General features: G+C 66.9%; 11 protein-coding genes. 9 read left to right on the forward strand and 2 right to left on the reverse strand.

Annotated elements, in window-relative coordinates; translation table 11 throughout:
• Positions 1 to 38 precede the first annotated feature (38 nt).
• The 5 genes from ACK4IU_RS06665 to folD all read left to right on the forward strand — a co-directional run bounded on the left by ACK4IU_RS06665 (position 39) and on the right by folD (position 4,763).
• Complete coding sequence (locus ACK4IU_RS06665; RefSeq protein WP_409732895.1) at positions 39 to 1,016, forward strand: magnesium transporter CorA family protein; 978 nt, start codon at positions 39 to 41, stop codon at positions 1,014 to 1,016.
• Between the two features lie 13 nt (positions 1,017 to 1,029).
• Positions 1,030 to 1,638: an MOSC domain-containing protein gene (locus tag ACK4IU_RS06670; protein ID WP_409732898.1), complete on the forward strand. Its 609-nt coding sequence runs from the start codon at positions 1,030 to 1,032 to the stop codon at positions 1,636 to 1,638.
• Between the two features lie 177 nt (positions 1,639 to 1,815).
• Positions 1,816 to 3,492: a formate--tetrahydrofolate ligase gene (locus ACK4IU_RS06675; RefSeq protein ID WP_409732902.1), complete on the forward strand. Its 1,677-nt coding sequence runs from the start codon at positions 1,816 to 1,818 to the stop codon at positions 3,490 to 3,492.
• A 65-nt stretch (positions 3,493 to 3,557) separates the two neighbouring features.
• Positions 3,558 to 3,869, forward strand: a complete 312-nt coding sequence (locus ACK4IU_RS06680) for a chorismate mutase (RefSeq protein WP_409732905.1) — start codon at positions 3,558 to 3,560, stop codon at positions 3,867 to 3,869.
• A gap of 3 nt (positions 3,870 to 3,872) precedes the next feature.
• Positions 3,873 to 4,763 (forward strand): bifunctional methylenetetrahydrofolate dehydrogenase/methenyltetrahydrofolate cyclohydrolase FolD, encoded by an 891-nt coding sequence (gene folD / locus ACK4IU_RS06685; protein WP_409732907.1) that lies wholly within the window; start codon positions 3,873 to 3,875, stop codon positions 4,761 to 4,763.
• 36 nt (positions 4,764 to 4,799) lie between these two features.
• On the opposite strand, the gene pdeM is transcribed toward folD, so the two are convergent.
• Together pdeM and ACK4IU_RS06695 are read right to left on the reverse strand one after the other, a co-directional pair.
• Positions 4,800 to 5,447 (reverse strand): ligase-associated DNA damage response endonuclease PdeM, encoded by a 648-nt coding sequence (gene pdeM, locus ACK4IU_RS06690; protein WP_409732909.1) that lies wholly within the window; start codon positions 5,445 to 5,447, stop codon positions 4,800 to 4,802.
• A gap of 78 nt (positions 5,448 to 5,525) precedes the next feature.
• A complete protein-coding gene (locus tag ACK4IU_RS06695) occupies positions 5,526 to 7,913 on the reverse strand; it encodes a ligase-associated DNA damage response DEXH box helicase (RefSeq protein WP_409732911.1) in 2,388 nt (795 codons plus the stop codon).
• Between the two features lie 331 nt (positions 7,914 to 8,244).
• On the opposite strand from ACK4IU_RS06695, the gene ACK4IU_RS06700 reads away from it, so the two are divergent.
• The 4 genes from ACK4IU_RS06700 to ACK4IU_RS06715 all read left to right on the forward strand — a co-directional run bounded on the left by ACK4IU_RS06700 (position 8,245) and on the right by ACK4IU_RS06715 (position 12,165).
• Entirely contained in the window at positions 8,245 to 9,057 is an 813-nt protein-coding gene (locus ACK4IU_RS06700; RefSeq protein WP_409732913.1) for a YmdB family metallophosphoesterase, read from the forward strand.
• Positions 9,054 to 10,016 (forward strand): DMT family transporter, encoded by a 963-nt coding sequence (locus ACK4IU_RS06705; protein ID WP_409732915.1) that lies wholly within the window; start codon positions 9,054 to 9,056, stop codon positions 10,014 to 10,016. Before ACK4IU_RS06700 ends, ACK4IU_RS06705 begins: the two co-directional genes overlap by 4 nt.
• Positions 10,016 to 11,794, forward strand: a complete 1,779-nt coding sequence (locus tag ACK4IU_RS06710) for an SLC13 family permease (protein ID WP_409732917.1) — start codon at positions 10,016 to 10,018, stop codon at positions 11,792 to 11,794. The genes ACK4IU_RS06705 and ACK4IU_RS06710 overlap by 1 nt, the downstream gene beginning before the upstream one ends.
• A 95-nt stretch (positions 11,795 to 11,889) precedes the next feature.
• Positions 11,890 to 12,165 carry a hypothetical protein gene (locus tag ACK4IU_RS06715; protein WP_409732919.1) on the forward strand — a complete coding sequence of 92 codons (276 nt, stop codon included), beginning with the start codon at positions 11,890 to 11,892 and terminating at the stop codon, positions 12,163 to 12,165.
• Positions 12,166 to 12,211: the final 46 nt, after the last annotated feature.

Genomic DNA, 12,211 nt, shown 5'->3' on the forward strand with positions numbered 1-12,211 from the left:
CCCCGCTAGTCTTCCTGCCGAACGACAGGAGCGGCAGCGTGATCACGGTGTACATTTCCCAGGGCAACCGGCTGGCCAAGCTGTCCGACCAGCACCAGCACCTCGGCGAAGCGGTCTGGATCGATCTCGAGGCGCCGACCGTGGCAGAAGAGGATGCGGTCGAGGCCGCGCTCGGGATCGACATTCCGACACGCGAAGACATGCAGGAGATCGAGGTCTCCTCCCGGATATACCGCGAGGACGGCGCGCTGTTCCTGACCGCCCAGGTGGTGGCGACCGATGCAGAGCAAAAGATCAGCATCGGCCCGGTGACCTTTGTGGTGTTGCCCGACCGGCTGGTCACCGTGCATTATCACCATCCCGGCTCGTTCGCCCATTTCGCGGACTGGGCCGCGCGCCACGACACGCCGATCCGCTGCGGGGTCGATGCGCTGCTGGGCCTCCTGGAGGCGGTGGTGGACCGCCTGGCCGACATCCTGGAGGGCGAAGCGCGACGACTGGACGTGCTGTCGAAGTCGCTGTTCGGCGCCGAACGCGTCCAGGAAGAGGCAGATGGCCTGTCCGACGTGCTGCGCCGGATCGGCCAGGCCGAGGATGTGAACGCCAAGGTCAATGAAAGCCTGGGCACGCTTGTGCGGCTCTTGGGGTATCTGACCGCCGACAAGGAAAGCCATTCGCCGCTGCGCATGGCACAGGCCACGCGGACCCAGGCCAAGACCCTGCTCCAGGACATCCGCAGCCTGCGCGAGGTCGCGTCCACCCAGGCGGACAAGGTCCGCTTTCTCCTCGACGCGACGCTGGGCGTCATCAACATCCGCCAGTCGGACGTGATCAAGATCTTCTCGGTCGTGGCCTTCGTCTTCCTGCCACCGACCTTGATCGCCAGCATCTACGGGATGAACTTCGAACACATGCCGGAACTGTCCTGGACGTGGGGCTATCCCATGGCACTGGGGCTGATGGTCGTCTCGGCCGTTGTGCCCTGGCTGATCTTCCGCTGGAAGAACTGGCTCTGACAAAGGACAAGCGATGCCCGCCCTGATCCTGACCGATTTCACCGCCCGCGTCGTCTGGCTGGGCTACCAGCCCGTGCCGGTTGAGAAGCTGGTCATCACCGCCGCCCCGCTGGCCGAAATGCCGCTGACCTTCTCCGGCTACGCGGGCGAGGTCCATGCCGGGCTGACGCGCCCCTCGTGCAGCCGGGTGCTGAAGCAGCACCCGAGGGACACCGAGATCCGCAACGTGCGCCAGCTTTGCGTGGTCAGCGCCGAGGAGATGGCCGAGGTCGCCCGCGACATGGGTCTTGCGGAGATGGATTACGCCTGGGTCGGCGCCTCTCTGGTGCTGGAGGGCATCCCCGACCTCACCCACCTGCCCCCCTCCAGCAGGTTGCAGGGGCCGGACGGGGTGACGCTGGTGGTGGACATGGAAAACCTGCCTTGCCAGGAGCCCGCGGTCACCATCGAGAAGGCGCTGCCGGGACAGGGCAAGGGCTTCAAGCGGGCGGCCGAGGGCAAGCGGGGCGTCACCGCCTGGGTGGAACGCGAGGGCGTGCTGCGGCTGGGAGACGAGATGCGGTTGCACGTCCCGGCGCAGCGGGCCTGGCAGCCAGAGCAGACGCAGCGGAAAATTAGTTAAACAGGGGGAAATTTCGCCCTACGCGCGGCGGGTTTCTTATCGGAAACGCGGCAAGGCGATTTTCGCGGCCTTTAGGTCGCAAAACGCCTTCGGCAAGTGCCTTCGGCCCGGTATCACGTCGCAAACGGCACATTTGCCGCAGACAAGCCCGCAGAAAAGCCCATTGGGGAGACACACATGGCCTTCAAGACCGACATCGAGATTGCGCGCGAAGCGAAGAAGAAGCCGATCATGGAGATCGGAGCCAAGCTGGGCATCCCCTCGGAGCATCTCTTGCCCTATGGCCACGACAAGGCCAAGGTAAGCCAGGAGTTCATCAAGAGCCTCGCCGGCAAACCCGACGGCAAGCTGGTCCTCGTCACCGCGATCAACCCGACTCCGGCGGGCGAGGGCAAGACCACGACCACCGTAGGCCTGGGCGACGGGCTGAACCGGATCGGCAAGAAGGCGGTGATCTGCATCCGCGAGGCGTCCCTTGGCCCGAACTTCGGGATGAAGGGCGGCGCGGCGGGCGGCGGCATGGCCCAGGTCGTGCCGATGGAGGAGATGAACCTTCACTTCACCGGCGACTTCCACGCCATCACCTCGGCCCACAACCTGCTGTCGGCGATGATCGACAACCACATCTACTGGGGCAACGACCTGGGCATCGACGAGCGTCGGGTCGTCTGGCGCCGGGTGATGGACATGAACGACCGCGCGCTGCGCGACATCGTGGTCAGCCTCGGCGGGGTGTCGAACGGCTTCCCGCGCCAGACCGGGTTCGACATCACCGTCGCCTCGGAAGTCATGGCGATCCTCTGTCTGTCCAATGACCTGGAAGACCTGCAGAAGCGGCTGGGCGACATCGTCGTGGCCTATACCCGCGACAAGAAGCCGATCTACTGCCGCGACATCAAGGCCGACGGCGCGATGACCGTTCTCCTGAAGGATGCGATGCAGCCGAACCTGGTGCAGACGCTGGAGAACAACCCGGCCTTCGTGCACGGCGGCCCCTTCGCCAACATCGCCCATGGCTGCAACTCGGTCATCGCCACCAAGACCGCGCTGAAGCTGGGCGAGTATGTGGTGACCGAAGCCGGGTTCGGGGCCGACCTCGGGGCCGAGAAGTTCTTCGACATCAAGTGCCGCAAGGCGGGGCTGAAGCCGGCGGCGGCGGTGATCGTGGCCACGGTGCGCGCGATGAAGATGAACGGCGGCGTCGCCAAGGCCGACCTTGGGGCCGAGAACGTGGAGGCCGTGAAGAAGGGCTGCCCGAACCTCGGCCGCCACATCGCGAACGTGAAGAGCTTCGGCGTGCCGGTCGTCGTGGCGATCAACCACTTCTACAGCGACACCGACGCCGAGATTGCCGCCGTGAAGGCCTATGTCGCCGAACAGGGCGCCGAGGCTGTCCTCTGCAAGCACTGGGCGCAAGGGTCGGCGGGTATCGAGGATCTGGCGAAGGCCGTGGTCAAGCTGGCGGAAAGCGGGGCGTCCAACTTCGCGCCGCTCTACCCCGACGAAATGCCGCTGTTCCAGAAGGTCGAGACCATCGCCAAGCGCATCTACCATGCCGACGAGGTGATCGCCGACAAGTCGATCCGCGACCAGCTAAAGGCCTGGGAAGCCGCGGGCTATGGCCACCTGCCGATCTGCATGGCCAAGACCCAGTACAGCTTCACCACCGACCCGAACGTCCGCGGCGCGCCGACCGGCCATTCGGTCCCGGTGCGCGAGGTGCGGCTGTCCGCCGGCGCCGGCTTCATCGTGGTGATCTGCGGCGAGATCATGACCATGCCCGGCCTGCCCAAGGTGCCGAGCGCCGAGGTGATCCGCCTGAATGACGCAGGCCAGGTCGAGGGCCTGTTCTAAGCGGTCGCATTGCCTCTGGCGGGGCTTCCCCTTATCTCGGGGGGGCCTCGCCGAAGGAGAAGACGATGCGAAAGCCCGCCGACTGCACGACCATGGCCCATATCCGGGCCGAGATCGACCGGCTGGACGAAGATCTCGTCCGGCTGTTTGCGGAACGGGCGGCCTTTATCGACCGCGCGGCCGAGATCAAGGCAGAGGTTGACCTGCCCGCCCGTATCGAGGCCCGCGTAGAGGAAGTGGTACGAAACGTCCGCCGCCACGCCGACACCTACGGGCTGCCGCCCGACTTGGTGGAAAAGCTGTGGCGGCGGCTGATCGACTGGTCCATCGCGCGCGAGGAAAGCAAGCTTGGACCGGACAGTCTTCGGAAGGGATAGGACATGACGGCCAAGGTGATCGACGGCAAGGCTTTCGCGGCGGGAGTGCGGGCGCAGGTTGCCGAGCATGTGGCGCGGCTGAAGGAGGAGCACGGACTCCAGCCGGGCCTTGCGGTGGTGCTGGTCGGCGAAGACCCGGCCTCCAAGGTCTATGTGAAGAACAAGCATGCCTCGACGATCGAGGTCGGAATGGCATCCTTCGAACATCGCCTGCCGGCCGAGACCTCGGAGGCCGACCTTCTGGCCCTGATCGATCGGCTCAACGCGGACCCGAAGGTGCATGGAATTCTGGTGCAACTGCCGCTGCCGGGGCATCTGAATTCGGAACTGGTCATCAACCGGATCAACCCTGCCAAGGACGTGGACGGATTCCACATTTCGAACGTCGGGCTTCTGGGCACCGGGCAGAAGTCGATGGTGCCCTGCACGCCGCTCGGCTGCCTGATGATGCTGCGCGATCACCATGGCAAGCTTGCCGGTCTGGAGGCGGTGGTCGTCGGCCGGTCGAACATCGTCGGCAAGCCGATGGCGCAGCTACTCCTCGGTGACAGCTGCACCGTGACGATCGCCCACAGCCGGACACGGGACCTGGCAGCGGTCTGCCGCCGCGCGGATATCCTGGTGGCGGCGGTCGGTCGGCCCGAGATGATTACCGGCGACATGGTGAAGCCCGGCGCCACGGTGATCGACGTGGGCATCAACCGGATCGAGCGTGACGGCAAGGGCAAGCTCGTGGGGGATGTCCACTTTGAAAGCGCGGCGCCGGTCGCGGGGGCGATCACGCCGGTTCCGGGTGGGGTCGGTCCGATGACGATTGCCTGCCTGTTGGCCAATACGCTGACCGCCTGCTGCCGGGCGCATGGCCTGGCCGAGCCCGAGGGGCTGACGGCCTGACGGCAACCCAAGAATTTTCGCCGAAAATTCCTGGGTTCAGCGTGGCATGGGAATGGCGAGGACGCGCGGGCCGGTCAGGATGGCCAGCGCGTCCTTTGCCATGAGCGCGGCAAGAGCCGGGTCGGTGCAGCTCAGCCCCCCGGTATAGGCACCATAGGCGGGCAGGATCAGCCGGTCGGCATCGGCGAGGAAACAGGGCCGCGACTGGCCGGCAAGGCGCGCCTTGGGGTGGTAATGCCCCGAGATCTCGGCCCGTTGTGCCGGGTCGGCGATGTGGCGGAAGGTGAAGGGGGCCATCGGCAGTTCAGACCGGTGGGTCCCCCCGATCTCGATCGGCCCCGGATCGTGGTTGCCGGTGATCCAGGTCCAGTCGCGCCCGGCCATCAACCGGACCAGCCAGAGGCGTGAGGCTTCCTCGATCCCGTCCAGCGCCGCAAGGTCGTCGAAACTGTCGCCGAGGCAGATGACCCTCTCGGCCCCTGTCTGCTCCAGGTCATGGTCCAGCTTCTCCAGCGTGGCCTGGGTTTCGTAGGGCGGCAGGAGCGTACCACCGCGCCGGGCGAGGCGTTCCGATTTGCCGAGATGCAGGTCCGAGACGGCAAGCGTCGCCCGTGCGGGCCAGTAGAGCGCGCCGGAGGGCAGGAGGTGCAGCGTTTCGCCGTGGAAGGAAAGCGCGTGGTGCATGGGCGCCTACCTGCCCGAGGGCGGCGCTTCTGGCAAGGGTCGCGCCTCCGGCGGGAGTATTTGCAAAAGAGCAAGAGCTTAGGCAAGGCCGGCGGCTTCCATCAGGGCTTGCGCCTGGGCGGTTGCCAGGCGGTCGCGGCCCTCGCCATGGACGGGGATGCGGCCGGGCTCGAAGAACAGAGGCGCAGCGAGGGGGGTGACACGGGGGAGGCGGATCAGGTCGATGCGACCCTGGATGCGGGCGAGCATGGTCTCGATTCGGGAAAAGTCGATCAGGCCGCGCAACGCCTCTTCCCGGGTGATCTGGAGAAGGAGGTGGTCGGGGTCGTAGCGGCGCAGCGTGTCGTAGAGGATGTCGGACGAGAAGGTCGCCTGCCGACCGGTCTTGTGGCGGCCCTGGTGGGCGCGTTCGATCAGCCCGGCGATGATGGCGGTGGCGCGGAAGGTGCGCTTCATCACCGCGTTGCCGGCAAGCCAGGTGTCCAGGCCGTCGCGCAGCGTGGCCAGGTCGAACAGCGGGGCGGGATCGGTGACGGGGTCGAGGCCCCAGATCAAGGTTGCGTAGTCGGTGGCAACGAAGCCCAACGGTGCAAGCCCTTGCGATTCCATCTGTTTGGTGACGAGAAGGCCGAGGGTCTGCTGGGCATTGCGTCCCGCGAAGCCATAGATCACCAGGTGTTCGCGGCCGTCGTGAGGGAAAGACTCCAGGAGCAGGGACCGCGGGTCGGGCAGGCGCGAGACCTCGCGCTGTCTCGCAAGCCACCAGGCGGTGTGCGCGGGGAGATCGGGCCAGCTTTCCTGCTGGAAGATCTGGAGAATCCGGTCGGTGAGGAGGGTGGAGGTCGCGAACTTGGTGCCGTTGAAGACGGCAACCTTCGGGTCGCGCCCGGAACTGCGCGAGACCTCGACGGTCATTTCGCGCAAGGATTCGTAGCGGACGATCTGGCCGCCGATCAGGAAAGTGTCGCCGGGGGTGAGGGTGGCGGCGAAGCTTTCCTCGACCTCGCCAAGCGGCGCACCCTGGCCGCGGAGGCGGACCTTGAGCGTCTCGATGTCGATGATGGTGCCCAGGTTCTGCCGGATCAGCGCCGCGGCGCGAGGGTCGCGCAGGTGCCATTTGCCGTTCGTCTGCTTCAGGCGCTGCCAGCGGTCATAGGCCCGCAGCGCGTAGCCTCCGGTGGCCACGAAATCGAGGCAGGCGTCGAATTCCTCTTTAGTCAGAAGAGCATAGGGGCCGGCGGTGATGACCTCGGCGTAAAGCTCGTCCGCATCGAAGGGGCCGGCGCAGGCGGTGGCGAGGATGTGCTGGCAGAGGACATCGCGGGGTCCGGCGCCGCGGGGTTCGCCGTCGAGGTTGTGGGCGCGGACGGCGTCGAGGGCGGCCTGGCACTCGACCACTTCGAAACGGTTGGCGGGCACGAGGAGTGCCTTCGAGGGCGCGTTGTAGCGGTGGTTGGCGCGGCCGATGCGCTGGACGAGGCGCTTGACGTTCTTCGGCGCGCCGACCTGGATCACAAGGTCAACGTCGCCCCAGTCGATGCCGAGATCGAGCGAGCCGGTGCAGACCACCGCGCGTAACTGCCCGTCGGACATGGCTTTTTCCACCCTTTCGCGGCTTTCGCGCGAGAGCGAGCCATGGTGGATGCCGATGGGCAGGTCCTCGGTGTTGGCCAGCCAGAGGTCGTGGAAGAAGAGCTCGGCCTGGGCGCGGGTGTTGTGGAAGATGAGGGTGGTCTTGTGGCGGGTGATCTCGTTCAGGATCGCCGGGATGGCATAGCGGCCGCCGCCGCCGCTCCACGGGGGCGGGGCCTCGGTATCCAGCATGGAGATGTCCGGGTCGGGTCCGGGATCGGCCTCAAGGATCGTGGTCCGGGGGGCGAGGAAACGGGCGAGCGCCGGGGGGTTCTCGACCGTGGCGGACAGGCCCACCAGGCGGAGCGCGGGGTTGAGCAACCGGAGGCGGGCGAGTTGCAGGACAAGCTGGTCGCCGCGCTTCGATTCGGCCAGGGCGTGAATCTCGTCGACGATAACCCTTTGTAATCCTTGAAAGATCCGGGGGGCATCCTCGTAGCTGAGCAGCAGCGCAAGGCTTTCCGGTGTGGTCAGCAGGATATGCGGCGGATCGGCGCGCTGGCGGCGGCGCTGGGTCCAGGAGGTGTCGCCGGTGCGGTCCTCGACGCGGATCCTCAGGCCCGCGCCTTCGATCGGCAACCCGAGATTTCGGCGAATGTCGGCGGTCAGAGCCTTCAGCGGCGAGACGTAGAGGGTGTGAAGGCCGGGGGCTGGCGCCTCGCCCAGTTCGGCCAGGCTGGGCAGGAATCCCGCAAGGGTCTTGCCGCCCCCGGTGGGCGCGATGAGCAGGGTCGCGGGATCCTGCGCGCGGTCCAGCATCTGGTGCTGATGGGGGTGGAGGGTCCAGCCCTTGGCGGCGAACCAGGCGGAGAGGGCTGGGGCAAGCTTCGTCATGAACGAAGAGATAATGCGGCGGCACGGATTGGGGAAAGGGGTCGGGTGTGCGCCGTGGTAACCTGATGATCTGGCTGAAGAATTCCGGCCTGCTTTCCGTCTGCCTCCTGTCTGGCATCCGTCGGGCGGACCGAAAGGGGGGGCGCGGCGTTAACCCTGAGCGGCGAATCGTGCGGCGGGGGCGAAGAATTTTCGGCGACAATTCTTCTTTTCGGGCGGTTTTCCCGATGCCGCGAGTCAAGCGAGGAGCATGGGCTTTTCGGTGTGTTTTCTGCTCTGAAGCCTGCCAATTCACTTGCCGGCGGACGCCCCCCCGCCTAATCCAAGCGACATGAGACTGCTATTCCTTGGTGATGTCGTGGGCCGGTCCGGCCGTGCTGCGGTAACTGGTCGGCTGCCCGGTCTGCGGAAGGCCTGGGGCCTGGATTTCGTAGTGGTCAACGGCGAGAACGCGAGCCAGGGGGCGGGGATCACCGGCGAACATGCCAAGGAACTTCTGGCGTCGGGTGCGGATTGCCTGACGCTGGGCGATCATGCCTTCGATCAGAAGGACATGCTGACCTTCATCGAACAGGAACCGCGGATCGTGCGGCCCTTGAACTTCTCCAAGGTCGCGCCGGGCCGGGGCGCCCGGGTGTTCGAGGCGACTCAGGGCCGCAAGGTGCTGGTGACGCAGGCGCTGGGGCAGGTGTTCATGAAGCGGCCATTCGATGACCCGTTCTCGGCGCTGGAAAACGTGCTGAAGGCGCACACGCTGGGCGGCGTGGTGCAGGCGGCAATCGTCGACATCCATGCCGAGGCCACGTCCGAGAAGATGGGCATGGGGCACTGGTGCGACGGCATGGCCTCGCTGGTCGTGGGCACGCATACCCATGTTCCCACCGGCGACGCCATGATCCTGCCCAAGGGGACCGCCTACCAGTCGGATGCGGGAATGTGCGGCGATTACGACAGCGTGATCGGGATGGAAAAGCTCGAACCCCTGCGCCGCTTTGTCACCGGCATGGCGAAGGGCCGGTTCGAGCCTGCCGGGGGCGAGGCGACCCTGTCGGGGGTCTATGTCGAGACCGACGACCGCACCGGACTGGCGACGCGGGTGCGGATGATCCGGGTCGGCGGACGCCTGCAGGAGGCGACGCCGTGAGCGGACCGGATGCCGCGGCGCCGGCGGCTGCCCTGCCGCAGGGCACCGGGCGCGACGGGCAACCCGGTCGCTGGCTGTTCCTTGGCATCCTGTTGTGGCTGGGGATCGGCTGGGGGTCCACGCAGCCGCTCGGCAAGATCGCGACACAAGGCGGCGCCGGCGCGCTTGGGCTGACCTTCTGGCAGGCGGTGATCTGCACTGTGGTTCTGGGGATGATCTCGCTGGCACGCGGGCGGGGGCTGGTCCTTACCCGCCAGGCGCTGACCTTCTACGGGATCGTGGCGGTCCTCGGCACGGTCCTGCCCGGTTTGACCTTCTACACCTCGGCCGAGCGGCTGCCGTCCGGGATCATGTCGATCATCATCTCGACGATCCCGATGATGGCTTTCCCGCTTGCTCTTGTCCTTGGCATGGAGCGGTTCGACGGTATGCGGTTCCTCGGGCTGATCCTCGGGCTTGTCGCGGTGGTGCTGATCGCGCTGCCCTCGACCAGCCTGCCGGACCGCGGGATGATCGCCTTCCTGCCGGTCGCCTTGTGCGGGCCGCTGCTCTACGCGGTCGAGGCGACCTTCGTGGCGCGGTTCGGCATGGCGGGGATGGACCCGGTTCAGGCGATGTTCGGGGTCAGCCTGACGGCGGCGATCCTGACATTTCCGCTGATGCTGGGGACCGGCCAGGCCTATGTGCCCTGGCCGGTCGGGCGCGAAGAGGCCGCGCTGGCCCTGTCCTCGACCCTGCATGGCCTTCTGTACGCCACCTATGTCTGGCTGGCGGCGCGGGCCGGACCGGTCTTTGCGGCGCAGTCGAGCTATCTGGTGACGGCGGCAGGGATGATCTGGGCGATGGTGCTTCTGGGAGAGCGCCCGGCAGCAACGGTCTGGCTGGCGCTGGCCGTGATGCTGGGCGGCGTCACGCTGGTGCAGTCGCGCCAGCGCACGGCGCGGAAGACGGGGCTGTGATGTTCGGAATCGACCTGCCCGCCACCACCGAGCCCTGGGTCGCGCTGACCATCCTGGTGGTGATGTTCGTTCTGTTCGTGCTGGAACGCATCCCGGTCGAAGTGACGGCGATCGCCGGGGCCGCGCTGATGCTGATCCTTGGCATCCTGCCGGTGAGGGAGGCGACCGCAGTGCTGGCCAACCCGGCGCCCTGGACCATCGCGATGCTGTTCCTGGTGATGGGCGGCCTGGTGCGGACCGGCGCGGTCGAGGCCGTCGTTACCGAGGTTACCCGCCATGCGGGGAATCGCCCCAGGCTGACGGTCGCAGTGCTGATCGGGGCCATCGCGCTGGCCTCGGCCTTCATGAACAACACGCCGCTCGTCGCGGTGATGATCCCGGTGGTGATCCAGCTGGCGATCAAGATCGGCACCGCGCCGTCGAAACTGCTGATCCCGCTCAGCTACATGACGGTGATGGGGGGGATGATCACGCTGATCGGCACTTCGACCAACCTCCTGGTCGACGGGGTAGCGGCCGACAAGGGGCTGGCGCATTTCGGCCTGTTCGAGATCGCGCCCCTGGGGATCGCGGTCACGCTGGTCGGGGGCGCGTTCCTGGCCCTGTTCGCCGACCGGCTGCTGCCCGTGCGGCAGTCGATGGGCGTGCTTCTCAGCGAAAAGCGCAAGATGAAGTTCTTCACCGAGGTCGCGGTGCCCGAGGACAGCACGCTCATCGGCCAGCCGGTGCTGGACATCGACATCTTCAAGCGCGACGGGGTGCGGGTGATCGACGTCCTGCGCGGCGACGCCAGCCTGCGGCGCGATCTGGCGGCGGTGACGCTGGAGGCGGGCGACCGGGTGGTCCTGCGCACCGAGATGACGGAACTGATGGGCCTTCATGCGCGCAAGGACGTGCATCTGGTGGACAAGCTCTCGTCGGTCAAGACCGAGACGGTCGAGGTGCTGATCGGACCGGGTTGCCGGATGGAGGGGCACCGGCTGGGCGACCTGCGGCTGCGGCGGCGCTATGGGGTCTATGTGCTGGCGGTGCACCGGCACAACCAGAACATCGGCCGGCAGCTGGACGACCTGATCGTTCGAGTGGGCGACACGCTCTTGCTGGAAGGCACGATCGAGGACATCCAGCGGCTGGCGGCGGACATGAACCTTCTGGACATCAACCGCCCTCGGGTGATGGCCTTCCGCCGGTCCAAGGCGCCGATCGCGCTGGCGGCGATCGCGCTGATCGTCACGCTGTCGGGGCTGGAGGTGGCGCCGATCCTGCCGCTGACCGTGATCGCCGTGGCGGGCATCCTGGTCACCCGCTGCGTGGACAGCGACGAGGCGTTCTCCTTCGTGGACGGCCGGCTTCTGGCGATGATCTTCGCCATGCTGGCAGTCGGCGAGGGGCTGGATAATTCCGGTGCGGTCGAGCTTCTGGTCGGCGCGGTTTCACCCTGGATGGAGAACCTCGGCCCCTTCGTCCTGATCCTGATGGTCTATTTCATCGGCCTGGTGCTGACCGAGTTCCTGTCGAACAACGCGGTGGCCGTGATCTACACGCCGGTCGCGATTCGGCTGGCCGAGAACCTGGGCCACGACCCGCGGCCCTTCGTGGTGGCGGTGATGTTCTCGGCCACGCTCGCCTTTGCGACGCCGGTGGGCTATCAGACCAACATGATGGTCTATGGCCCGGGGGGCTACAGGTTCTCGGACTTCGCGCGGGTGGGCGTGCCGCTGAACATCATCCTGATGCTGGTCGTCTGCGCGCTGATCCCGCTGATCTGGCCCTTGTAGAAGGTAGAGCGCGGATGCGCCGGTTTCTGATCACGGGACTGCTGGCGGGCTGCGTCACGGCGGGTTAGCGGCAGGCGGCGCGGCTGTCGGCGGATGTGCTGACGCTTGCGCTGTCGGACGGCAGCTCCTGCCTCGCCTGCGGGGCCGAGGCGGGAGGCTCGGGCCGTTTGGAGAGTTGCGGACCGGGCTGCGGCCATGCGGTGCGGGCGGTCGAGACCCCCAACATCCTGCGCCAATTGTTCACTGGCCCGTCCTCGGCGTTGGGCGCCGACGGCACGGTCGCACCGATGGCCGAGGTGGTGATCACCGACGCCACGGGGCGGGACCATGTCTTCGTCTCGCCCCCGCCGGTGGACATGTCGGACGACTGAGAACGGGCTCGTCGTGCGACTTCGTCTTCTCCTCGCGGGACCTGCG

This window comes from Tabrizicola flagellatus (assembly GCF_046295235.1).
In the GTDB taxonomy this organism is placed as follows: Bacteria; Pseudomonadota; Alphaproteobacteria; order Rhodobacterales; family Rhodobacteraceae; genus Tabrizicola; species Tabrizicola flagellata_A.

What these genes read in the sequence shown, in the direction of transcription:
- ACK4IU_RS06695 (WP_409732911.1), bottom strand. Translation starts at nt 7,913, where the DNA reads ATGACGAAGCTTGCCCCAGCCCTCTCCGCCTGGTTCGCCGCCAAGGGC.
- pdeM (WP_409732909.1), bottom strand. Translation starts at nt 5,447, where the DNA reads ATGCACCACGCGCTTTCCTTCCACGGCGAAACGCTGCACCTCCTGCCC.
- ACK4IU_RS06700 (WP_409732913.1), top strand. Translation starts at nt 8,245, where the DNA reads ATGAGACTGCTATTCCTTGGTGATGTCGTGGGCCGGTCCGGCCGTGCT.
- ACK4IU_RS06710 (WP_409732917.1), top strand. Translation starts at nt 10,016, where the DNA reads ATGTTCGGAATCGACCTGCCCGCCACCACCGAGCCCTGGGTCGCGCTG.
- ACK4IU_RS06675 (WP_409732902.1), top strand. Translation starts at nt 1,816, where the DNA reads ATGGCCTTCAAGACCGACATCGAGATTGCGCGCGAAGCGAAGAAGAAG.
- folD (WP_409732907.1), top strand. Translation starts at nt 3,873, where the DNA reads ATGACGGCCAAGGTGATCGACGGCAAGGCTTTCGCGGCGGGAGTGCGG.
- ACK4IU_RS06670 (WP_409732898.1), top strand. Translation starts at nt 1,030, where the DNA reads ATGCCCGCCCTGATCCTGACCGATTTCACCGCCCGCGTCGTCTGGCTG.
- ACK4IU_RS06680 (WP_409732905.1), top strand. Translation starts at nt 3,558, where the DNA reads ATGCGAAAGCCCGCCGACTGCACGACCATGGCCCATATCCGGGCCGAG.